Source organism: Algoriphagus sp. (assembly GCF_039969895.1).
GTDB lineage: Bacteria > Bacteroidota > Bacteroidia > Cytophagales > Cyclobacteriaceae > Algoriphagus.
On the sequence record NZ_JBDVMZ010000012.1, the window covers coordinates 747,981 to 769,498 of the forward strand.

At 41.5% G+C, this 21,518-nt stretch carries 22 protein-coding genes; 14 read left to right on the forward strand and 8 right to left on the reverse strand.

Annotated features, from left to right (window positions below; genetic code table 11):
• The first annotated feature begins 338 nt into the window (after positions 1-338).
• Positions 339-2,213 (forward strand): mucoidy inhibitor MuiA family protein, encoded by a 1,875-nt coding sequence (locus tag ABJH64_RS09315; RefSeq protein ID WP_348274567.1) that lies wholly within the window; start codon positions 339-341, stop codon positions 2,211-2,213.
• A gap of 39 nt (positions 2,214-2,252) precedes the next feature.
• Here ABJH64_RS09315 and ABJH64_RS09320 read toward each other — a convergent pair whose 3' ends face one another.
• The 3 genes from ABJH64_RS09320 to ABJH64_RS09330 are packed head-to-tail and all read right to left on the reverse strand — an operon-like array spanning position 2,253 to position 3,662.
• Positions 2,253-2,765, reverse strand: a complete 513-nt coding sequence (locus ABJH64_RS09320; protein ID WP_348274568.1) for a hypothetical protein — start codon at positions 2,763-2,765, stop codon at positions 2,253-2,255.
• Between the two features lie 47 nt (positions 2,766-2,812).
• Positions 2,813-3,100 (reverse strand): transcriptional regulator, encoded by a 288-nt coding sequence (locus ABJH64_RS09325; RefSeq protein ID WP_348274569.1) that lies wholly within the window; start codon positions 3,098-3,100, stop codon positions 2,813-2,815.
• Positions 3,087-3,662: a hypothetical protein gene (locus ABJH64_RS09330; protein WP_348274570.1), complete on the reverse strand. Its 576-nt coding sequence runs from the start codon at positions 3,660-3,662 to the stop codon at positions 3,087-3,089. Before ABJH64_RS09330 ends, ABJH64_RS09325 begins: the two co-directional genes overlap by 14 nt.
• A gap of 340 nt (positions 3,663-4,002) precedes the next feature.
• On the opposite strand from ABJH64_RS09330, the gene ABJH64_RS09335 reads away from it, so the two are divergent.
• Together ABJH64_RS09335 and ABJH64_RS09340 are read left to right on the forward strand one after the other, a co-directional pair.
• Complete coding sequence (locus ABJH64_RS09335; RefSeq protein ID WP_348274571.1) at positions 4,003-4,455, forward strand: DUF1569 domain-containing protein; 453 nt, start codon at positions 4,003-4,005, stop codon at positions 4,453-4,455.
• On the forward strand, positions 4,452-4,820 hold the full coding sequence (locus tag ABJH64_RS09340) for a glyoxalase (protein ID WP_348274572.1): 369 nt from the start codon (positions 4,452-4,454) through the stop codon (positions 4,818-4,820). The genes ABJH64_RS09335 and ABJH64_RS09340 overlap by 4 nt, the downstream gene beginning before the upstream one ends.
• 24 nt (positions 4,821-4,844) lie before the next feature.
• Here ABJH64_RS09340 and ABJH64_RS09345 read toward each other — a convergent pair whose 3' ends face one another.
• The 3 genes from ABJH64_RS09345 to ABJH64_RS09355 are packed head-to-tail and all read right to left on the reverse strand — an operon-like array spanning position 4,845 to position 6,400.
• A complete protein-coding gene (locus tag ABJH64_RS09345; protein WP_348274573.1) occupies positions 4,845-5,417 on the reverse strand; it encodes an aminodeoxychorismate/anthranilate synthase component II in 573 nt (190 codons plus the stop codon).
• Positions 5,401-5,946, reverse strand: a complete 546-nt coding sequence (locus ABJH64_RS09350) for a CvpA family protein (RefSeq protein ID WP_348274574.1) — start codon at positions 5,944-5,946, stop codon at positions 5,401-5,403. The genes ABJH64_RS09345 and ABJH64_RS09350 overlap by 17 nt, the downstream gene beginning before the upstream one ends.
• Position 5,947: 1 nt before the next feature.
• Positions 5,948-6,400, reverse strand: coding sequence for a GatB/YqeY domain-containing protein (locus ABJH64_RS09355; protein WP_348274575.1), 453 nt, complete (start codon positions 6,398-6,400; stop codon positions 5,948-5,950).
• A gap of 60 nt (positions 6,401-6,460) precedes the next feature.
• Between ABJH64_RS09355 and ABJH64_RS09360 the strand changes: the two genes are divergently transcribed.
• The 5 genes from ABJH64_RS09360 (at position 6,461) to ABJH64_RS09380 (ending at position 11,239) form a co-directional block, all read left to right on the forward strand.
• On the forward strand, positions 6,461-7,174 hold the full coding sequence (locus ABJH64_RS09360; protein ID WP_348274576.1) for a pyridoxine 5'-phosphate synthase: 714 nt from the start codon (positions 6,461-6,463) through the stop codon (positions 7,172-7,174).
• A gap of 136 nt (positions 7,175-7,310) precedes the next feature.
• Positions 7,311-8,069 (forward strand): alpha/beta fold hydrolase, encoded by a 759-nt coding sequence (locus ABJH64_RS09365; RefSeq protein WP_348274577.1) that lies wholly within the window; start codon positions 7,311-7,313, stop codon positions 8,067-8,069.
• A 35-nt stretch (positions 8,070-8,104) separates the two neighbouring features.
• On the forward strand, positions 8,105-9,256 hold the full coding sequence (locus ABJH64_RS09370) for a lycopene cyclase family protein (RefSeq protein WP_348274578.1): 1,152 nt from the start codon (positions 8,105-8,107) through the stop codon (positions 9,254-9,256).
• A gap of 198 nt (positions 9,257-9,454) precedes the next feature.
• Positions 9,455-10,165 (forward strand): SAM-dependent methyltransferase, encoded by a 711-nt coding sequence (locus ABJH64_RS09375; RefSeq protein WP_348274579.1) that lies wholly within the window; start codon positions 9,455-9,457, stop codon positions 10,163-10,165.
• Positions 10,166-10,168: 3 nt separating this feature from the next.
• A complete protein-coding gene (locus tag ABJH64_RS09380) occupies positions 10,169-11,239 on the forward strand; it encodes a membrane dipeptidase (protein WP_348274580.1) in 1,071 nt (356 codons plus the stop codon).
• 230 nt (positions 11,240-11,469) lie between these two features.
• Here the strand turns inward: ABJH64_RS09380 and ABJH64_RS09385 are convergent, their stop codons facing one another.
• Both ABJH64_RS09385 and ABJH64_RS09390 read right to left on the reverse strand, forming a co-directional pair.
• Entirely contained in the window at positions 11,470-12,942 is a 1,473-nt protein-coding gene (locus ABJH64_RS09385) for a hypothetical protein (RefSeq protein WP_348274581.1), read from the reverse strand.
• A 4-nt stretch (positions 12,943-12,946) separates the two neighbouring features.
• Complete coding sequence (locus tag ABJH64_RS09390) at positions 12,947-14,023, reverse strand: hypothetical protein (RefSeq protein WP_348274582.1); 1,077 nt, start codon at positions 14,021-14,023, stop codon at positions 12,947-12,949.
• Positions 14,024-14,878: 855 nt separating this feature from the next.
• Between ABJH64_RS09390 and ABJH64_RS09395 the strand changes: the two genes are divergently transcribed.
• The 6 genes from ABJH64_RS09395 (at position 14,879) to ABJH64_RS09420 (ending at position 21,396) form a co-directional block, all read left to right on the forward strand.
• Positions 14,879-15,577, forward strand: coding sequence for an orotidine 5'-phosphate decarboxylase / HUMPS family protein (locus tag ABJH64_RS09395; protein WP_348274583.1), 699 nt, complete (start codon positions 14,879-14,881; stop codon positions 15,575-15,577).
• Between the two features lie 13 nt (positions 15,578-15,590).
• On the forward strand, positions 15,591-16,628 hold the full coding sequence (locus ABJH64_RS09400) for a zinc-binding dehydrogenase (RefSeq protein WP_348274584.1): 1,038 nt from the start codon (positions 15,591-15,593) through the stop codon (positions 16,626-16,628).
• Between the two features lies 1 nt (position 16,629).
• Positions 16,630-17,427, forward strand: coding sequence for an SDR family oxidoreductase (locus tag ABJH64_RS09405; RefSeq protein ID WP_348274585.1), 798 nt, complete (start codon positions 16,630-16,632; stop codon positions 17,425-17,427).
• A gap of 145 nt (positions 17,428-17,572) precedes the next feature.
• Positions 17,573-18,460 (forward strand): sugar phosphate isomerase/epimerase family protein, encoded by an 888-nt coding sequence (locus tag ABJH64_RS09410; RefSeq protein WP_348274586.1) that lies wholly within the window; start codon positions 17,573-17,575, stop codon positions 18,458-18,460.
• Positions 18,461-18,578: 118 nt separating this feature from the next.
• On the forward strand, positions 18,579-19,457 hold the full coding sequence (locus ABJH64_RS09415; RefSeq protein WP_348274587.1) for an SMP-30/gluconolactonase/LRE family protein: 879 nt from the start codon (positions 18,579-18,581) through the stop codon (positions 19,455-19,457).
• Between the two features lie 58 nt (positions 19,458-19,515).
• A complete protein-coding gene (locus ABJH64_RS09420) occupies positions 19,516-21,396 on the forward strand; it encodes a heparinase II/III family protein (RefSeq protein WP_348299329.1) in 1,881 nt (626 codons plus the stop codon).
• The last annotated feature ends 122 nt before the right edge of the window (positions 21,397-21,518 follow it).

The window sequence follows — 21,518 nt, forward strand, 5'->3', positions numbered from 1 at the left end:
AAAGGATGATATCATTGGTTAATTAAGCTGGCAAAGTTAATCATCTGGTTTGTACTCTGACTTATTTTGTATTCTTTCAAAACAAGAAGATTCTTAAAAATGGGTTTAACCGCTTTAGAAGATGTAAAGAGCCAAAACATTTTAGGAATTGGTTCACACAAAAATTGAAACAGCTTCGGTCACTCCTGCATTCCAGCTACTACTTTATGCCGTCCGGTTCAGCAGGGGGATTTTTGGCACTGACAAGATTGCGAATAATCATAATTTAGATTTTTTAATAACCAGCGATTTCTCAAACCGTTAAATTTTTACTTCTTTAATAGTTCAACCCACTCCCTATGAAAAAACTTACACTTTTGTTTACCCTGCATCTAGTGGCTTTCTTCGCATTTTCTCAAGAAATCAAAGAAACTACCTTCAAATCCCAGATCAAGGAAGTGACGGTATTTCTCACAGGAGCTCAGGTTTTTGAGTCGTCCAGTGGGCAGGTTTCTGCTGGTGAATCCTTTATTTTGATCAAAGGGCTTTCTCCTTATTTGGATGAAAAAAGCATTCAGGTGAAAGGAACAGGTGATTTCATTATTCAGGCTGTGAATAAGCGTTTGGACTATCTTTCTGAGCAAAAGAATGGCGAAAAACTGCAAGCGCTTCAGGACTCTATAGATGTCATTCAAAGAAACCGAAACATTCAACTCGCCAGGCTGGATGTATTGAAGGAGAAAACGAGCTTGCTGAATGCAAACAAAGACTTGGGAGGAACTCAAAGCGGATCCAGCCTGACAGCACTGAAGCAAGCCATGGATTTTTATGATAGTGAATTGATGAAAATCAAGGCAGAAGAATTAAAAATTCAAGCGAACATCCAGCAGGAGAAAAATGAAGAAATCAAGCTCGCCAGTCAGGTAGTCGCCATGCAAGCCTCAACAAATGAATCTACCTCTGAGATTAGAATACGTGTGAAGGCAGAGCGTGCGGGCTCAGCTTCCTTCGAAATTAATTACTTAGTAGCAAATGCCGGCTGGTATCCTAAGTACGATGTGCGGGTGAAAAATGTCAGCTCTCCCCTCGCACTCACTTATAAAGCTGAAGTCTTTCAAAACACGGGGGTAGATTGGAAGGATGTCAAACTGAGATTTTCCAACGGCAACCCTACTCAAGGCGGACAGATTCCAGACCTTGAAAAATGGGAATTGAATTTTGCCAGACTAACGACATTTAATCCAAGAACTCAAACTTTTGGTACCGTATCTGGGCGTATTACCAGTGCTGCTGATGGGAACCCGCTTCCCGGAGCATCTGTAGTGGTGACAGGTACTTCCATAGGAACGGTGACCGATATGGAAGGTAATTATTCTTTGACGCTGCCGTCAGGTGCCAACCAAATAAGTGCTCACTTTATAGGTTACGTATCCAGGGATGCTCTGGTGAATTCTTCCAAAGTAAATATTTCTCTTCTTGAAGATGGCGCAGCGTTGGATGAAGTAGTGGTAGTTGGATATGGGGCAAAGCAAAAGCGAGCCTCTGGAGCTGAGATTCGTCGAGAAGAGTCTAATTTATACCTAGCAGCTCCTGCTCCTATGCTTCAAACTACCGTAGTAGAAAACCAAACCACCGTAGAAATCGAAGTGGCGGAGCCGTATTCGATCAAGTCAAATGGTGAGCGAACTCTGGTAGATCTGAAAGACTATCAACTAGACGCCTCCTATCGATATGCTGTGGTGCCAAAATTGGACAATGATGCATTCTTGATTGCTGAAATCGCCGACTGGAGCAAATACAGTTTACTCCAAGGAGAAAGTAATTTGTACTTCGAGGACGGCTTTGTCGGAAGATCTATTTTGGATGGCTCTTCACTGCAGGATACCTTGCAAATCTCCATGGGACGAGATAGAAGCATTGTGATTCAGCGGGAGAAAAATGATGAATTTTCCAAAAAGCGCACCATAGGGTCAAATATCACCGAAAACCGCGAGTATAAGATTACTGTGAAAAACAACAAATCTCAGGCAGTGACGATCGATGTAGAAGATCAGATTCCAGTATCTGTGAATTCTGATATTACAGTGGAGGCTCTAACTCTTTCCGGTGGAAATCTGGATGCTCAGACAGGAAAAGTAACTTGGACGATTACCCTACCACCAGGCGCTCAGAAAGAGCTTATATTCCAATACGAAGTGAAATACCCGAAGCGAGAGAAAGTGCTTTTGGATTAACTAGGGAAGGCTCAAATTCAGAGGAATTTGAGCCTTTTTTTAGGGTACTTTATCTAGAGTCATCTCAAAGAATGGATACCAATTTCCAATTTTATTGATTTCCCCGATTTCATACCATTGACCTTGCTCATTGACGCGGATGGTATAGCGAATGAAATTGGTGGGATACCAATAAAGAGCCCCTTCTGTTAATTCTGATTTGTATAGTCCTTTTTGGCCAGAAGGAAGAAATGATTGAAAATCATACTGATTACTTTCTCCTTTATAGGTGATGATTGCCAGTGCTTCCTGCACTATTTTTTCATTGGATTGACCTTTGCCTTCTATCAAAAGAGCAGTAGAATCCAGTTTAAACTGTACTGTTTCTGTTTGATCGAATGTGCGTTTGATCATGTCTTGACCGATTATCCATCCTGAACCTTTCCATTCGCCTACTAGAAAATTCAGTTTTAGTGCCTTTTCCTGGGCGATGGTGTCTGTTTTATAATTTTGGGCTTGCACACAGAATGCTGCATCAAATAAAATGAGTAGTAAAAATGCTGTCTTTTTCATGATTTATATAAATAGGTTTACTTTATAAACCTAAGATTCAAATTTTTTTAAGTGATGTAGTTTTTAAGATTTTCTACATATTGCTCGAATGCCTTCACCCCGGTTGGGGTTATTTCACAAGTAGTAAGCGGACGTTTTCCCTTGAAAGATTTGGTGATTTTAATGTAGCCAGCCTTATCAAGCTTGTCTAACTGCACGCTAAGATTTCCTGCGGTCGATTCTGTTTTATCTTTCAGGAATGTGAATTCAGCTGACTCCAAACTGATAAGCAAGGACATGACAGCCAGGCGCAACTGTGAATGTAATAGGGGGTCTAACTGCTTAAATTCGCTCACGATAAGTATTTTTCAAATAGTAACCAGGCACAAGGTATCCCAAAACCATGGCAATTCCAGCCACTAGATATTGGTCTGTCACAGGTACCGTAAAAGCTATAATGGTCGCAATGCCTAATACTAATGCGCCCATTTTCACTATAACAACCCGAATCAAACTCCCAGTGACGAACATCCCGATAGCCGCCAAAATCAAAATCACAGGGTTATGATTAAAGCTCAACGTAGGCATGAATGCTAAGATGACTATAATGGCTACAAATACAGCTATCCATAGTTGATTCAGTGTTTGATCAAGATGAGTTCTGATTTTTGAATTACTTCTTTTTTTATAACTCCAGTAAAAACTGAAGAAGGTTGCAGGTAGGATCAAAACCCATATGTAATAGGGATGTTCAACGTTGGCCTTTTCCAGAAAGTAATATCCAAGATTGCAGACTGCAATCACCCAGCCCCACAGGAGTAAATGAAAACTTCCATCTCCGGCAGCTTCTTTTTTCGCCTTTGCTATCATATCTGTGATGATGGCTAAAGATTCTTTACTTGTCAATTCTTTTTCCATGATTTTAAGTTTAAAATAGAATGTTGGATAAATGTAAATAGGTTTATGATATAAACCAAATTGTTTTTCCAACTCAATGCAGCTTTATATTCCTACTAGGGGATTTGTTTTCGATCTCAAATTAGTAATCGAGTGAAAACTCGTTTTAGAGTCCATTTCTTTATATTTAACATGTAAATCCGCTATGTTACCAGTAAAGAGTTAAAAGCATGATAGGATTTGGTCAACATAAGAATTGAGGTCACTTCGGTCTTCTATCTGGTTGAGCAAAGGAATTTTATGTACTGGTAAGATTGCGGATAATCAGCTTAGTTAAAATTCAATCTTTTGCTACCAAGACATGAAAAATATTTTTGACCCAAAAGTCACTCAAGAATTGATCGATCGAATTAACTCTCTGGCACCAGAGACCACACCTAAATGGGGAAAAATGTCAGTAGATCAAATGCTAGCGCATTGCGCTGTCGCTTACGAAATGGCCTACACAGACAAACACCCTAAGCCGAATGGTTTGGTACGATTTCTCTTGAAAACTTTTGTGAAAAAGGGAGTAGTCAATGAAAAGCCTTATCCCAAAAACTCCCGGACCGCACCTGCTTTTATCATTGCGGATCAAAGGGATTTTGAGAAGGAGAAGAACCGACTGATATCTTATCTCAAAAAGACACAGGAGTATGGCGCTTCTTATTTTGATGGGAAAGAGTCCTTGTCGTTTGGGGTCATGACGACTGAAGAATGGAATAATCTGTTCTATAAACACCTCGATCACCATCTCACACAATTCGGCGTATGATCCATCCAGCCAAATCTATTCGCACTTTTATTGGATCCAAAAACTACGCAGAAAGCATACGATTCTATGAAGTTTTGGGCTTTGATGTGCATTCGGTAGGAGAGAAAATGTCAGTCGTGACAGTAAAGGAAAACATCGTTTTTTATCTTCAGGATGCCTACTTGAAATCATGGTGTGAAAACTCCATGATATTTCTGGAAATCGAGGACGACCTAGAGTCGTATTGGGAGGCGATCAAAGTCTTGGGTTTGCCGGATAAATTTCCCGGTACAAAACTCAGCACAATTCAACACAACGACTGGGGCAATGAGTTTTTCCTGCACGATCCAGCCGGAGTTCTCTGGCATTTTGGAAATTTCAAGTAAGTTTTAACAGCAAAAACTTGGGAACTAACTTTCCTTACCAATTGACTGAACCCAATTTTTCACCACGTCCAATCCATACTCAGTCAGGTAAGCTTCTGGATGATACTGTATTCCTAGAATAGGCAGTTCTCGATGTGCAATCCCCATAATCTCTCCTGATTCAGTCTCCAATAGTACTTCAAGGTCGGCTGGTAAGTCTTTCAGCTGAAGGGAATGATAACGAGTTACATTGAAAGTTTCGGGAATTTCATTGGTATAGACATGAGTGATAGTCTTTCTTACCTTCCTCACTTTACCATGGGTGGGGACAGTATTCTTTATCAGTTTGGCGCCAAAGAACTCCCCGATAGCCTGATGACCAAGACACACTCCAAGTATAGGTACCTTATCGTGGTAATGAGCTAAGATTATATTGAGATTGCCTGCCTGACTAGGAATGCCAGGCCCCGGAGATAAAACTAAGCCATTAAACTTCAGCTTTTTAATTTCTTTCAGCGTGACATCATTGCGAACTACAAGTAATTCTTCGCCAGTCTGCCTCAGCAGATCCGCCAACATGTGGCTGAATGAATCAAAATTATCAATCAGTAGTAGCATCTTTGATATTCTCCACTACCTCTTCCAACTTCTCCAAACTCTCTTCTATACTTGGGAAAAATGGCTCAATTCCAGCGACAATTGCTGGCGCAATGGGCTCAATAAAATACAACATCTCTGAATCTTTCGTCCATTTCTTTGGCATCTCCAATTTGAAAAGACCAGCCTGCCAAAAGAACAAGCTGATAAAAAATGCAGCTTTCACTGCGCCAAAAAGGCCGCCAACTATGGAATCTAACGGTCCCAGCAAAACCATATCCATCACCTGTTTTAAGATCCAGCCAGCTATTTTAATGAATAATAGAGTCAATATAAATACAACGATAAATCCTAGAATGGGAAATCCCAGATTGAATTCTGTGACATTTGCTGCAAGCCAGTCATTCATGGGTGACATAAAATATAAGCCTAGAATCACGGCGATCACAAAGCCAAAAAGGCCAAGGACCCCAAGAAGGAAACCTTTTCGGTATCCTTCGTAGGTTCCTAGGCCTAGGAGAACCACGATGATGATATCTACGGCGCTCAACTTAGCTGTTCAGTATGGCTTTCACTTTCTCAGAAATCACCTTTCCATCAGCTTTTCCAGCTAGTTCCTTGCTGGCGACACCCATGACCTTACCCATATCTTTTGGGCTGGAAGCGCCAGTTCGAGTGACGATTTCTTGTATAGCAGCAGTTATTTCTTCGTCAGTCAGCGCCTGTGGCAAAAACTCCTGAAGTACTTCCAATTCAGCCATTTCCACTTCATAGAGGTCAGCTCTATTTTGCTGTTGATAGATATCCGCTGAATCTTTACGTTGTTTCGCTGCCTTGGTCAATAACTTCAACTCATCTTCTTCAGTGATCTCAGCTTTGGCACCACTTTTAGTTTCTTCCAAAAGAATCAGCGACTTGATAGATCTCAAAGCTCCCAAGCGGGTTTTGTCTTTTGCGATCATGGCTGATTTAATTTCACTTTCTATTTTCTGCTTTAAACTCATTAGTCCTAAGTTTGTGTTACATTCTAAAATTCAAACAAAAATACCTTTTTCGACTCGGATATGACTAAGCTAAGTGTAAATATTAACAAGATCGCCACCCTTCGCAATGCGCGTGGGGCAGATAATCCTAATGTGGTGAAGGTAGCATTGGATGCCGAACGGTTTGGATCACAGGGAATTACTGTGCATCCAAGGCCTGATGAGAGGCATATTAGATATCAAGATGTAATTGACCTTGCAGAAGTAGTGACGACGGAATTCAACATCGAAGGCTATCCCGATCAGCGTTTTATGGAATTGATTCGTCGGGTAAAACCGGCTCAGGCAACACTAGTTCCCGATCCGCCAACAGCGATTACTTCAAATTCAGGATGGGATACCCTAGCTCATCAAGATTTGTTGAAAGATATTGTGGCTGAGCTTCACGAGTCTGGGGTTCGGGTTTCTATTTTCATTAACCCTGAGACAAAGTACTTTGAGCCTGCAAAACTTACTGGTACGGATCGAGTCGAGCTATACACTGAGCCCTATGCCGCGCACTATCACCAGGATCGAGAAGCTGCGGTGAAACCTTATGTGGAGGTGGCAGAATTAGCGAGGGAATTGGGATTGGGACTGAATGCAGGGCACGATCTGGATTTACAAAACTTGGCTTTTCTGAAACAAAACATTCCGTTTCTAGAGGAGGTTTCCATTGGCCATGCCTTAGTTTGCGATGCGCTTTACTATGGTTTGGAAAATACTATTCAGCTGTATAGGAGGAAGCTTGAATAAAAACTGTTGGGTGTTTGTTGCCCGATGCCAGATGTGGTATTTCAACTACAGTTGTGTAAAAAAGTTTGAGTATAAAAATAGAGGTTGGAGGTTCAAAAGACCTCGTAAATCCTAGTTCAAAAATCGTAAATCCCAAATGCAGTTAAATTTCAAAAAATTAGGCGCAGGAAAGCCATTAATTATACTTCACGGACTTTTCGGATCGGCAGATAATTGGTTCAGCATTTCCAAAGAACTTAAAGACAACTTCACGCTTTACCTGATTGATCAGAGAAATCACGGTGATTCACCACAATCAGAGGAGTGGAATTATGAGGTGATGGTGGAGGATCTAAAGGAGTTCATGGATAATGAGGGCTTGAAGAAAGCGTTTCTCATGGGGCATTCCATGGGTGGGAAAACGGTAATGAATTTTGCCTTGAAGTATCCTGAGAAAGTCGAAAAACTGATCGTAGCGGATATTGCTCCTCGGTATTATTCTGTCCATCACCAGACTATTTTGGAAGGATTGAATTCGCTGGATTTGTCAGAAATCCAATCTAGAAAAGAAGCCGATGCAGAATTGGCCAACTACATTCCTGAAATCGGAGTTCGTCAATTTTTGCTGAAAAGCCTCGGTAGAGATGCAGATGGGTTTATGTGGAAAATCAACCTTCCTGTGATCACTTCAAATATTAATGAGGTTGGGAAGGCTTTGCCGGAGGGTCAGCAGTTTCAAGGCCCTACTTTATTTTTGGCTGGCTCCAACTCCAGTTACATTCAGCAGTCTGACCTGGATGATATTGACACATTTTTCCCTACTAATAAAGTGGAATTCATCGCGGATGCTGGCCACTGGCTTCATGCCGAGCAGCCAGACGCGGTAATCGAAGAAATAAGGAAGTTTCTACTCTGATCTATCTATAGGTTCACCAACTTTGAAATAACCCCATGTCCACCTCTTTTGACTACATCATCGCAGGATCTGGCCTTGCCGGCTTGAGTTTGCTACATCGACTGGCGCAAGATGAGCAGTTTGCCGAGATGAAGATTTTGGTGATTGATGGAGAGAAAAAGACTAAAAATGATCGGACTTGGTGCTATTGGGAAAAAGGCGAAGGAATCTTCGAGCCAATCGTTCATCATAGCTGGAGTACGTTGAGTTTTCTCACACCGGAATTCACCAGAACTTTCCAGCTGGAATCTTACCAGTATAAGATGATCTTGGGGGATGAGTTTTACCGCTTTGTGCTTGAAGGAGTGAAGGGGAAAAATAACATTAGTTTCTACACGGGCGAAATACAGAAGATTTACTCGGAGGCGAATAGTGGAGTGGTGCAGACAGCCTCAGAGACCTTTCGGGCGACTTATGTATTCAATTCTACCAATCTTTTTTATCCTAAAATCACCACCCAGAATTCACTTCTACAGCATTTTCTAGGCTGGAAAATCAAGGTGAATCAACCCACTTTTAATCCAAGTGAAGCCACATTGATGGACTTCACGTTGGATCAAAAGCATGGAACTACCTTCATGTATATGCTTCCCACCACTTCCCAGGAAGCGTTGGTGGAATACACCCTTTTCAGTCCTGAGGTATTGGAGCGCGAGGAATATATAGCTGCACTCAAGCGGTACATAGCGGAGGATTTGGGTATCGCTGAATATGAGATTACGCACGAGGAGTTTGGAATCATTCCTATGTCGTTGGCTCGATTTGATCGAAGTATAGGGGGAGAAAAAAGGATCATCAATATTGGTACTGCGGGAGGTTTCACCAAAGCCAGCACAGGTTATACTTTTTATTTTGTGCAAAAACATCTAGATCAGTTAATAGTAAGTCTGAAAGCTGGGAAATCTCCTGCGCTTAAGAAAACCTTTCGGGAAAAAACGCTCGACTGGTACGATAGGACCTTGCTGGATGTTCTCTTGACCAAGAAAGCAGAAGGCAGGGATGTTTTTGCGCAGCTCTTCAAAAATGTCCCTCCGGAGTCAGTTCTCGCTTTTCTGGCCAATGAAAGTACGGCTTGGGAAGAATTCCGTATTCGGCACAGTGTTCCGCTAGGGCCATTTATAAGTTCGGGCATGAATCAGCTATTTTGAGCGTATGCTCAAAACTCTCAACAGTCAATCTAGAAGACTAGCTTTGTCCATAGCCATAGAAGCCCTCGAGCTTGGTTGATTACTTCAATTAGCAGCTTTCTAATTCCCGGGATACCTACAGTTTGTTTGTATCAAATAAAATGTCAAAGATTTTACCTATTAACTTTTAACTTTGACCCTACATCCTGATTAGTAAAAATGCCCAAAGGAAAACTTTTCCTCATCCCCAATGTCCTAGCTGAAAACACGGCTCAATCGGTAATTAGTCCGCAGATCAAAGAGGTGGTGGCACACACCAAAGTTTTCTTGGTAGAGAATCTTCGTACTGCTAGGCGCTACATCAGTAGCTTGAAATTAGGGGTAAATATCGAAGAGCTCCACATGGAAATCCTCGACAAGGACACGGCTCCTGAGACTATTAATCGCCTCATGCAACCTTTACTGAATGGAGCAGATATGGGGATCATCTCTGAGGCGGGCTGTCCTGGAATAGCAGATCCGGGAGCTATAGCTGTAGCCCATGCACATGTGAAAGGTATCCAAGTTGTGCCACTTTCCGGGCCTAGTTCCATGTTTATGGCGTTGATGGGCTCAGGGTTTTCAGGTCAATCTTTTGCATTTCACGGCTATTTACCGATTGATAAAAAGGAGAAAGCCGCAGCAATCAAAAAGCTAGAATCAGAATCTCTTCGAGAAAATAGAGCTCAGATTTTTATGGAAACTCCTTTTCGCAATAATCAACTGCTGGAAGATTTGCTGAAAACACTTGCTCCACAGACCAAGCTTTGCATCGCAAAGAATATCACAGGTTCTGATGAAATGATCCTGACCAAAACGGCTCAAGAATGGAAGCAATTCCCTCTTGATCTGCATAAAATTCCCACTGTTTTCGTACTTCAAAGTTTTTAAAACATGTTTACAATCGACGCCCACCTTGACCTAAGTATGAATGCGCTGGAATGGAATCGTGATCTCACACAGGCCGTTTCAGCTATTAATTCCCGAGAATCAGGCCTGACAGATAAGCCGGACAGAGGAAATGCAGTGGTTTCTCTTCCCGCACTTCGGGAAGGAAATATAGGTTTGGTCGTTGCTACGCAGATAGCCCGCTACGTCGCCCCGGGCAATTCCCTGCCTGGTTGGCACTCTCCAGAGCAAGCTTGGGCACAGACTCAAGGTCAACTGGCTTGGTACCAGGCGATGGTGCAAAAGGGAGAAATGGCGCAGATCAGGAATCTAGCTGAGTTAGACGCGCATTTGGCACTGTGGGAAAATGGGGGAGATAACTCGACCAAGCCGGTAGGTTTTATCCTTTCACTCGAAGGAGCGGATTCTATTGTGACGCTTGATTATTTGGAAAAAGCCTACGAAAATGGACTTCGCGCGCTTGGTCCAGCTCATTATGGTCCAGGCAGATATGCTTTTGGAACGGATGCGTCAGCACCCCTGAGTGAAGAGGGTAAATCACTAATCCGGAAAATGGACGAGCTGGGAATAATCTTAGATGCGACTCACTTATGTGATTTGGCATTTTGGGATGCGCTGGATAGTTACCAGGGGCTAGTTTGGGCAAGTCATAACAATTGCCGGGCTTTAGTGGACCACAATCGCCAATTTTCTGATGAAATGATCAAAGCACTGGTCGATCGAGGAGCAGTGATCGGTGCGGCGATGGATGCCTGGATGCTGAGTCCTCATTGGCAACGTGGAAAATCCACTCCTCAAGAACGAAATGTGAGTTTGGAGACTGTGATTGATCACATGGATCATATTTGCCAGATAGCGGGAAATGCCAACCATATAGGGATAGGCTCTGATTTGGATGGGGCTTTCGGAAGCGAGCAGTGTCCTGCTGATCTCAAAACCATAGCTGATTTGAATACCATACCAGACTTACTTCGAAAAAGAGGATTTACCGAAAAAGATATTTCCAAAGTCATGCATGGAAATTGGTTGAAGTTCCTCAGAAGGGCCTGGGGATAATTGGGAAATTTTTTGGTGATTTAATCACCTAAATACTTCACGTTTAATTATTTAACGAAAAATAATCGCAAACCACCTATTAATGAAGTAGAAGTAGTTGTTTCACTTACTAGCTTAACGGGATGCTACCATATGTCGCTTTGAATGTCAGAAGTTTAGAAATCACAGCTGAGCCCTACGATGCTGAAATCTTAGTAGATGGAAGAATAATTTCCTTCTTAATTTTTTCCTCATTTATAATCAATCCATATAGCTCGTAGTTGGCCAACTACGTCTTCGATTATCTCGATTTCTTTATCTCGAAACTCTTCACTGCTTGATTCATTTTTTTTGTTTGAAGTGTTAGAAGCACCTGAAGGCCACGGTCGTAATCTTTTGCCGGAATTAGCTAGGAATTGCTTCTCAAGCGGTATTTTCTTACCTAAGTCTGAATTAACCTTGGCATAAATTTTATCTGAGACGCTACTACTTCCCTGCCAGTATTTAGGATCATAAGGAACCATACTTTCCAATCCAATTTTTGACATAGCTTTTCTTAAATTGTCTAGATTTTCATCACTTACTGCCTTATAATTTTTTAGATACATCTTCTCGGAAATGGAAGCTTCGTTACCCTGTTCAAATGGTCTTGGAAGACCAATATTTCTTCCACCAAAAAACTTAGCTTCCAACCCAATTTCCGAAGGTATTATTATATTATTTTCCTTCTCATAAGAGACTGAAAGCACGCCACTGATTTCCCAAACTAGTCTCCTTTTCAATTCTAAATTTATAGCTTTGTAGCTGGAGAAATTAAATATCAACTTATCGACCATATCACCACTGCTAGTTAGATAAAGAATCCCTTCTCCTATCAAAAACAAAGGGAGTTTAGCATCTGATTTGAATTGGTCTTTGACATTGAAATAAATCACATCATTGTTGTCCTCAACTCCATATTTAAAATCATAGTACTTTATACTTTTTTCATCCAATGGGCCCGATACCTCTAATGCTCTGTAGATTTCTCTGGAATAAAATGGCAACATCCCATATTCTTTATCTCTAGTGGGCTGATTGAAAAGTTGACTTGCAATGGTATCTCCATTTGTATTCCAGTGGAAACTTCTTCTGATTTCCATGGGAACCAAATGATTGTAAGATTCTCCAGTCGAATTATTATTTGCAAAATCCCATGGCTTCCACTTCTTATTTCCAGAAAGTAGCGACAGCCCATCCGCTTCATAATAATCTAAAATTTTTTCTTTTTGACTGACCAGAAAATATCCTGAAAAGGCACCTAAATGAGGAGAAGAAATATACTCAGCGCTTATTTGCTTTGACAGCTGCTTCACATGGTCTCTAGGATCCTTAAAAAATTTAATTTCAAAAACCTGTAAAGCCACATCTTCATATTCCAAAATGATTTTTGTCAATCGATTTTCTACTACTTGAAAAGTAGTATCAGTATAGAAAAGACTTCTTATCTGAAATGATTCACCGATAGGAAGGGAAACAACACCAACACTATCTGCCAAGGCCTCTACCTCGCCCGCTTGATTATATATAGGTAAAAATGGTAGAGAAATGGTACTTTCTCCTTCCTTGAAAAAAAATTTTGCTCTACCTCTTGCTCCGTCTTGAGCAAAAAGCGGCGTGACCGCAAAAAGTATCAGTAAGAATAAAACTTGAGTTTTGACTAATTCATTAAATGCTTTTGCCATGATATCAATTTTCTGGTAATTCAAACCTTAAAAGTTTTATGGGATCCTCCTCCTTGTCTGCTCTGTACCTAAACTCACCATAATAATAAGGTGCTTTATAACCTACGAAACGAAAGTCTTTGGGAACTTCTACATCTCCTATCAAGCTGTCATCTCGGTAGATCTGAAGACCATCTGTGGCTGAATTAGATTTGGTGTACCCTCTAAACAGCAGACCTGTCTCTTTGACATAATCAAGTGAAAAATAATAGCTATACCGCGCTCTATCCAACTCCCTAACCGCATCATACTCTTCTATACTTTCAGCTTTAAAATTGTCATAAGATATATTCATTTCCTTTCCAGCAACTCCAAAAGCATAGTGTGATTCTCCAGCATCACTCAACTTATATAAGATACTATCTGCCTCATATCCCTGAATGTAGGTATCCGCATTCAGATAAGTAAAGGGTGCACCAAGCAAAGTGGACAAAAATTGAAATTGGTTGTAGATATTTGAATACCTGCCTTGGATAGCTACTTTGCCATCGTCAGGATTGATTTTACCCAGAATTCGTGCTTCTCGATAATAGGTCTCATGCCAGACATAATTAAAATCAGGATGAGGAATACCCACTGAAAACACCAGATTGCCTTTGTAGTCATGACTTAGCTTTAAAGGTCCATCTAAAGTCTCATAGAGCCCAATATAATTCGCCTTAGGATTTTTCAATAGTTCCTCGTAAGGTGTTTCCTCATGATAAAAATCCAATTGTCCTCTATTCTCGATTTCCCAATTTTTATTGATTAGGCTATAGTCATAACTCCCACCTAATAGTACCAGGTAATCATCCATGACCGTTTGTTGTAGGATAATATTGCTAAGTAAGTTTGGCCCATCTCCTTTTCCCAAATACGTTGATCGATGAACTAACTCATCAGAAAAAACATAGGCTGAGTCCAACCTCTTATCTAAAAGCGTCAAACTATCATTAAAAATTACCCATAATCCAAGTCCTGAGTAAAAAAACGATTCGTTCGTTAATGTATCTATTCTTACAGCATCGATTGACAATTCTTTTTTTGGATAATATTTAATCACTTCTCCTTTATAGGTTACCTCTTTTTCGTGTTGGCATCCAAAGCATATCGCAAAAATTAAAAAAAAGATAAAATAATGAATTTTGTAATTCATAGTTACTCTAAATATTGAATTTGAAATAGGAGTTTTGAAAATTTTCAAAACTCCTGAAATTAAAATTAATCAGTATTACTACAGATATTACTCCATGCAGTACAATCGCCAGTCCCCCCTGGGAATTCTGCACACTTTGGCCTTACACTAATGTAATTACCAGGTCCACAATATTTAATTCCTTCTCCATCATTCCTACACCTGCATTTCAGCGCACCAGTATCTGGCCATGGCTCTTCAGATAGCGAAATTTGAGAAATTGCTTCTCGAAGTTCTAATGTAAGACTTGGACCTTCGAAATCCACATTAACCCCATCTATTACATTTAAGGTTAAACCAAACACTAAAAGTGTTGCAATCTAGTAACTTACTCTTTTCATAACTATTGTTGTTTTAGTTAAAATTATTTGATTTGATGAAAACTTTAAAAACCTATCGACTAATAAAGCTGTTTTAAAGAAAGAAAGAAAGAAAGAAACAAATTTTTAGTTAAATTTTTTTAGTAGGTTCTATCACGAATTTGAAGGAGATCTTCTTATGCGAAAATTTAGTGCCTCCCTAGGAGATAACTATGCTATCATTTATACTCTGAGTTAAAAATAACTTAAGTGCTCTTTTTCAACATATTTTCAGAATATAATCTCCCATTTTATACCAATACAGGAAAGTATCTTTTCCAATTTTCCTTAACTTAAAAATCTTAGTGCATCCCGATAGCTTAGAACTCTTTTTTTCAACGGACTACTTTTAACCCAACCCAAAATGAAACCTATAGTACAAATCTCTTTAGATCTGACGGACATTGATGAAGCGCTGGAAACGGCCGTTTTGGCAAGACGAGCTGGAGTAGATTGGCTCGAAGCTGGCACGCCATTGATTCTAGCCGAAGGACTTCATGGAGTCAGGAAATTACGGGAAGCTTTCCCCGGAGTGCCAATTGTAGCAGATCTAAAAACCATGGACGGAGGCTATCTGGAAGCAGAAATGATGGCAAAAGCAGGAGCTACTCATGTGGTAGTGATGGCAAGAGCACATGCAGAGACAATCAAATGCGTGGTTCAGGCAGGAAAAGATTATGGGGTGAAAGTCATGGGAGATAATCTGGGTTGTCCGGATATGGTGGAGGGAGCAAAATTTTTAGAAGACCTCGGTTGCGACTTTGTCATTCATCATATTGGATATGACGAGCGACGTGGGGTCGCTGCAGCTGGCCATAGAATGCCAAGTCCCTTAGACCAATTACGCGAAGTGGTGAAAGCTGTAAAAGTGCCCGTACAAGCGGTAGGGGGACTTTCGCTTGAGCAAGCAATCCAATGTCCGCAGTTCGGTGCTCCACTCGTAGTGCTAGGTGCGCCGCTGACGATTGACGCCGAAGCCTTTAAAACTGCCGGTGGCGACCTGGAAGCCTCTTTGAGGAAAATATGTGCGGCCATCCATTCTCAACACGTGATCAAACCTTAAACTTAATTTCATAATGTCAATTTCAGGCAAATCAGCAGCTGTCGTTAATTATTCGGAAACCAAGGGCTCCGTAGAAATCAGGGAAATTTCCGTCCCGAAAATAGGAGAGGAGGATGTTTTATTGGAAGTAGAAAATGTGGGAGTTTGCGGAAGCGACTTACATCAATGGACTTCCAATCACTCCTGGCCGGTGAATTACCCGGTGGTTTTGGGTCACGAATTTGGCGGGAAAATAGCTGCACTTGGAGACCGGGTCAACGGCTGGAAAGTAGGGGACAGCGTAGTAAGTGAGACGGCAGCAGTGATAGATTCTCAAAATCCCATGAGTAAAATAGGCCTGTACAATTTGGACCCAACTCGCAAGGGTTTTGGGTACGGAGTGAATGGCGCAATGACCAGATTTGTGAGAGTTCCTGCACGATGTCTGCATCGGATACCAGAAAACCTGTCGTTTGAAGAAGCTTGCCTCACCGAACCCTGCTCGGTAGCCTACAATGCAGTTGCTGTCAATTCACATATCAAGCCTGGCGATCGGGTGCTAGTGATTGGTCCCGGAACGATCGGGATACTTTGCGCTGCAGTTGCCAAAATCTGTGGAGGGGATGTAGCCATTTTAGGTTTGGAAAAAGACCGTGGTAGATTGGAAATAGCGAAAAGTTACGGAGTCACTCCCATCATTAATGACGCCACTGATTGGGCGAGAAAAGTAGATGGATTGGGTGCTGACTTGATTATTGATGCGGCGGGAATCAGTGCCACGCTCAAGATCGCCATGGATTTAGTCCGGCCAAATGGACAAATCACCAAAGTAGGCTGGGGACCTACCCCTTGTAATTTTTCTATAGATCCTTTGGTACAAAAAAATGTACGTCTTCAGGGAAGTTTTAGTCATAATTGGCTCATTTGGGAAAAAGTCATCGGGATTCTGGCTTCAGGTGCGCTAAATGTAAAGCCGATTATTGGGGGTGTATGGCCAATTACAGAATGGCATACGGCTTTTGAGAAAATGCATTCTGGAGAGGTGGTAAAAAGTGTACTAAAACCAGTGTAATATGAGATTGAAGGATAAAGTCATCATCGTCACAGGAAGTACGATGGGGATAGGTAAGGCCATCGCCAGGAAGGTCGTTGCCGAAGGTGCAAAAGTTATAATACATGGTTTGGAAGAAGATTTAGGAGCTCAAGTAGTATCCGAATTAGGTGCTGAAAATGCCCTACTTCACATAGAAGATCTATCCAATCCTGGAGCTGGGCAAAACCTAGTCGAACTAGCCGTAACCACCTGGGGAAGAATCGATTGTATTGTGAATAATGCCGCAATTGTGGCAGCATCAGATATTCACACTACTGACAGGGCATTTTTAGACAAGCTAATGGAGGTAAATACCTATGCTCCTTTATTTCTGATCAAATCCGCCTTGCCTCATTTAATTGAAAGTCAAGGTGCTGTACTAAATATTGGTTCGATAAACGCCTGGAGTGGGGAGCATAATTTATTGGCTTACAGCATTTCCAAGGGTGCACTTATGACGATGACTCGGAATCTGGGAGATTCCCTTTTTCGGGAACATGGCGTGCGTGTCAATCAGATAAATCCTGGATGGGTCCTGACGGAAAAGGAGATTGAGCGGAAAAGAGAACATGGTCTTGCTGATTCATGGTATAAGAATTTGCCGAAAATGTTTGCGCCAGCTGGCAGGATTATTTGGCCAGAAGAAATAGCTGCCGCGACTATTTATTGGCTTTCAGATGAAGCTGGTCCTATCAGTGGTCAGGTAGTTGATCTGGAACAATTCCCGATGATAGGCAGAAATATTCCGAAGGATGCAGGTACTATTCCACATAAATAATGGAGGTAGTTATCAGAAGAGATTGCTATTGCCTTAAAACCTTTGCTTATCAGGTTGGAAGTGCGAAGCCCCTAAACTCAAGAGTTTAGCAGCAACTTCTTTCCTTTAGGTTTTTAATAAAAACAAACTTCAAAAACAGTACACAATGCCAAAAATTGCCGCTTTTCCCAAAGCCTTTATGCAAGCACTTTGCAAAGACGGAAGCATGAAATTATCGGAGTGGATAGAACTTTCTGCTGTACTGGAAATTGATGGATTGGAGTGGTATGCAGGTTTTCTGGAAATGGAAAACCAAGCCAATTGGCGGCTTTTCCGCAGAATGGTGGAAGACCAAGGAATGGTGATCCCAATGATGTGTTGCTCTCCGGATTTCACTCATCCGGACAAAGCTTTTCGAGACAAAGAAATCCAGAAACAGAAGCGTTGGATAGAGATGACGGATGAACTCGGAGGGAAATACTGCCGCGTACTTTCTGGACAATATCGTCCTGAACTCACGGAAGATGAGGGAATAAAATATGCTTCTGAGTCAATTCAAGCCTGTTTACCTTATGCAAAATCACTTGGAATCACACTGATTTTGGAAAACCACTATAAAGATGACTTTTGGAATTATCCCGAATTTGCGCAGAAGAGGGAGCTTTTCACAAAGTTGGTCCATAGCATCAAGCATCCGAATTTCGGCGTGAATTACGATCCTAGCAATGCTTTTTTGGCGGGAGAGGATCCACTCGATTTACTGTATGAGGTTTCGGAGCGAATAGTTACCATGCACGCCAGTGATAGGTTTTTGAAGTATGGAACTATTGAAGACTTGAAAAAGGAGGAAAGTGGCGTGACTGGCTATGCAGCAAGATTAAGTCATGGGGAAGTGGGGAAAGGCTTAAATGATTACGATGCCATTTTCACTGAATTAAAGCGTGTGGGATTTGACAACTGGATCAGTATAGAAGATGGGGTCGATGGCATGGATCAGCTCGAGCGATCTGTGGCATTTTTGAAAAAGAAAATTGCTCAGTATTGGCATGAATGATTTACGAAATGAGAATTACGAAATATGGCCTTAGGAGTAACCTTTGAGGTGTCATTTCGAAGGAGGAACGACTGAGAAATCTCCTCGAAGGTTTATAAAATATTTAATCGAAACAACCTTGAATACCTACAATTACACCTCCATCCCATCTCAATGCTTCCTCGGTGAAGGACCTTATTGGCATGCTGGAAGACAAAATTTCTTCTGGGTGGACATTGAAAATGGGAAACTATACGAACATCAGCTCAAGACTGGGGAGACGAAAACGCGAAGTTTCCCACATCGTTTGGCAGTGGCTTTAGAATCAGAAGACGGAAGTTTAATGTTAGGTTTGGACCGAAAAATCGCAAAGTTTGATTTAGATACAGAAGAACTAACCTGGCTATGCGAGGTGGAATCAGATTATACTTTGCATCGCTTCAATGATGGGAAAGTGGATGCCAAAGGAAGAATTTGGATTGGAACTTTGAGTACCAAGTTCACTGAGGGAGCAGGATCCCTTTATTGTATCGATCAGGATTTAGAACCAAAAAAGAAACTATCCAATCTGACTATTTCCAACGGAATGGCCTGGACAGCAGACAATCAGACTTTTTACTTTATCGATACACCTACAAGACAAATCAAAGTCTTCCACTTTGACCTTGAATCTGGTGAAATAGAATTTGATAGGATTGCTGTTGAGATTCCGGAGGAGTTGGGATTTCCTGACGGCATGTGCATCGACCGAGAAGGCATGCTTTGGGTGGCTCATTATGGGGGTTCGGGAGTTTATCGCTGGAATCCAAGGAATGGTGAATTGCTGGATAAAATTGAGCTCCCTGTACCGCAAGTTACTTCCTGTTGCTTTGGTGGCGAAAACCTGGATACGCTTTTGATTACAACTGCTCAGGAAAATCTAAGTGAAGCCCAACTCAAGGAATATCCGCAAAGTGGTGATGTGTTTTTGGTAAAAACTACTACCAAGGGCTTTTTAGCAAACAAAGCAAGTATTTAAGGAATTCGAAAAATTATAAAATCACCTCTTAAGATTGATTATTAAAACCCAGAAAACCATGCATTCAAAACTCAGATTGATTCTCTTACTTTTTTTTACTCTGGCTCTTTTTCCAGCTTTGGCACAAGAGCAAGAAATCCCCAAACTTGACAATCCCATGTCGGTTTCTTACCTCCAAAAAAATCTGAGAAAATCTTCCCCAAGATTGGTTTTCGACCAGCCAATTTTGATGGATCTGAAAAAGAACATCAATACAGATCCAGTTTTACAAAACATGTATGGGAGTATCCAAAAGAATGCTGAATCTATTCTGGAAGAGCCACTTTTGGAAAGAGTGATGGAAGGAAGAAGGCTCTTGAGGACTTCCAGAGAAATGCTTTATCGGATCAACATGCTAGGTGTCGTTTACCTCATGGAAAAGGACGCTAAGGTATTAGCCAGAATCAATGATGAAGTATTGGCAGTTTGTAATTTTTCTGATTGGAACCCAAGCCATTTCTTAGATGTGGCTGAAATGGCCACTGCGGTAGCTTTTGCGCTTGATTGGACAGCTGGTGACTTACCAAAAACCACACAAGAACTGGCTAAAAAATCCTTGATTGAAAAAGGTATTCTTCCAAGTTGGCCGGAGAATGGAGAATCTCCTGAATGGGCTGATGGCACCAACAATTGGAATCAGGTCTGTAACGGAGGAATGATTGCCGCATCTATTGCGATCGCTGAAGATAATCCTTCATTGGCATCTAAGACTATCAGTCGGGCATTGGATGGCTTGCCTCACTCTCTTGCTGAATATGGTCCAGATGGGGTTTATCCCGAAGGATCTACGTATTGGGCTTATGGCACCAGCTATTCAGTGACAACAGCCGCTATGCTGGAAAGCGCTTTCGGAACAGACTTCGGACATTGGGAATTCCCGGCATTTAAGGAAAGCGCTGTTTTCAGAACTTTGGCAAATGCCCCTTCAGGATGGTATTATAATTTTGCAGATTGTGGAGATCAGAGAAGCGAGGCTGGCGACTTTACCTTGGCATGGTTTGCAGCCAAATCCGGTAATCCTCATTATTTCGAAAAGGAGCGATTTCTTATTTCTCCAGAAAAAATGGGGAAACTTGGTCGTCTGGCTGGAGCTTCACTGGCCTGGCTTTCCCAGTATGAAGAAAAAGGCGGAGCAGGGATTCCTACTGCCTGGAAGGGCGAAGGTTCTAACCCAATTGTGATTTTTACCGGTGGTGAAAACGATCCCCATAATTTCTATTTCGGGGGTAAAGGTGGCCGTGGAATGGTCAATCATGGCAACATGGATGCTGGTTCCTTTGTATTTGAACTGAATGGTGTCCGATGGTCCATTGACCCAGGAAATCAAAATTACAATGACCTGGAAATAAATGGTTTCGACCTTTGGAATCGATCTCAAAGCAGCGAGCGCTGGACCTTGTTGACCAAAAATAACTTCGGACACAGTACGCTGACTGTCAATGACTCTCTCCACAGAACGGAAGGCCAATCAACGCTTCTCTCTTTTACGGATGGCTACCAACCTGAAGCAGTTTTCAACCTTAGCAAAACGCTGGAAGGCCAAGTAAAATCTGCTCGAAGAAAATTTATAAAAGATAGCCCAATTTCTATAACCATTGAGGATGAAATTGAGCTTTCAGAAAACACCCAACTCATCACTTGGCAGATGATGACTTTAGCTGAGGTAGAGGTAACAAAGGATGGAGCAATATTGAAGCAAGAGGGTAAAACGCTTCACCTTCAGAATCTTTCTCACCCCGAAATAATGCTTTCGATTGTATCCCTTGATCCGGCTCCATTGGAGTTAGACAGACAAATTGAAGGAATTAAGCGAATTGAAATCCGGGTTCCAGCTTGGACTATTCAGGGCGATAAAACTACCATTAAAGTAAGGTTGACTGGAGAAAAAACACCGCTCTAATTTTCTAATTTAAGGTGACCTACTATCCGAAAGAAATCACTTGTAATTAATCGCCAGTTTATATAGTGTAGGAGTAAGGGGGGACACCTTGGGATTCTTTGTTAGCTTACCCATGGCTGCTT

What these genes read in the sequence shown, in the direction of transcription:
- ABJH64_RS09315 (WP_348274567.1), top strand. Translation starts at nt 339, where the DNA reads ATGAAAAAACTTACACTTTTGTTTACCCTGCATCTAGTGGCTTTCTTC.
- ABJH64_RS09320 (WP_348274568.1), bottom strand. Translation starts at nt 2,765, where the DNA reads ATGAAAAAGACAGCATTTTTACTACTCATTTTATTTGATGCAGCATTC.
- ABJH64_RS09330 (WP_348274570.1), bottom strand. Translation starts at nt 3,662, where the DNA reads ATGGAAAAAGAATTGACAAGTAAAGAATCTTTAGCCATCATCACAGAT.
- ABJH64_RS09335 (WP_348274571.1), top strand. Translation starts at nt 4,003, where the DNA reads ATGAAAAATATTTTTGACCCAAAAGTCACTCAAGAATTGATCGATCGA.
- ABJH64_RS09340 (WP_348274572.1), top strand. Translation starts at nt 4,452, where the DNA reads ATGATCCATCCAGCCAAATCTATTCGCACTTTTATTGGATCCAAAAAC.
- ABJH64_RS09345 (WP_348274573.1), bottom strand. Translation starts at nt 5,417, where the DNA reads ATGCTACTACTGATTGATAATTTTGATTCATTCAGCCACATGTTGGCG.
- ABJH64_RS09355 (WP_348274575.1), bottom strand. Translation starts at nt 6,400, where the DNA reads ATGAGTTTAAAGCAGAAAATAGAAAGTGAAATTAAATCAGCCATGATC.
- ABJH64_RS09360 (WP_348274576.1), top strand. Translation starts at nt 6,461, where the DNA reads ATGACTAAGCTAAGTGTAAATATTAACAAGATCGCCACCCTTCGCAAT.
- ABJH64_RS09365 (WP_348274577.1), top strand. Translation starts at nt 7,311, where the DNA reads ATGCAGTTAAATTTCAAAAAATTAGGCGCAGGAAAGCCATTAATTATA.
- ABJH64_RS09370 (WP_348274578.1), top strand. Translation starts at nt 8,105, where the DNA reads ATGTCCACCTCTTTTGACTACATCATCGCAGGATCTGGCCTTGCCGGC.
- ABJH64_RS09375 (WP_348274579.1), top strand. Translation starts at nt 9,455, where the DNA reads ATGCCCAAAGGAAAACTTTTCCTCATCCCCAATGTCCTAGCTGAAAAC.
- ABJH64_RS09380 (WP_348274580.1), top strand. Translation starts at nt 10,169, where the DNA reads ATGTTTACAATCGACGCCCACCTTGACCTAAGTATGAATGCGCTGGAA.
- ABJH64_RS09385 (WP_348274581.1), bottom strand. Translation starts at nt 12,942, where the DNA reads ATGGCAAAAGCATTTAATGAATTAGTCAAAACTCAAGTTTTATTCTTA.
- ABJH64_RS09395 (WP_348274583.1), top strand. Translation starts at nt 14,879, where the DNA reads ATGAAACCTATAGTACAAATCTCTTTAGATCTGACGGACATTGATGAA.
- ABJH64_RS09400 (WP_348274584.1), top strand. Translation starts at nt 15,591, where the DNA reads ATGTCAATTTCAGGCAAATCAGCAGCTGTCGTTAATTATTCGGAAACC.
- ABJH64_RS09405 (WP_348274585.1), top strand. Translation starts at nt 16,630, where the DNA reads ATGAGATTGAAGGATAAAGTCATCATCGTCACAGGAAGTACGATGGGG.
- ABJH64_RS09410 (WP_348274586.1), top strand. Translation starts at nt 17,573, where the DNA reads ATGCCAAAAATTGCCGCTTTTCCCAAAGCCTTTATGCAAGCACTTTGC.
- ABJH64_RS09420 (WP_348299329.1), top strand. Translation starts at nt 19,516, where the DNA reads ATGCATTCAAAACTCAGATTGATTCTCTTACTTTTTTTTACTCTGGCT.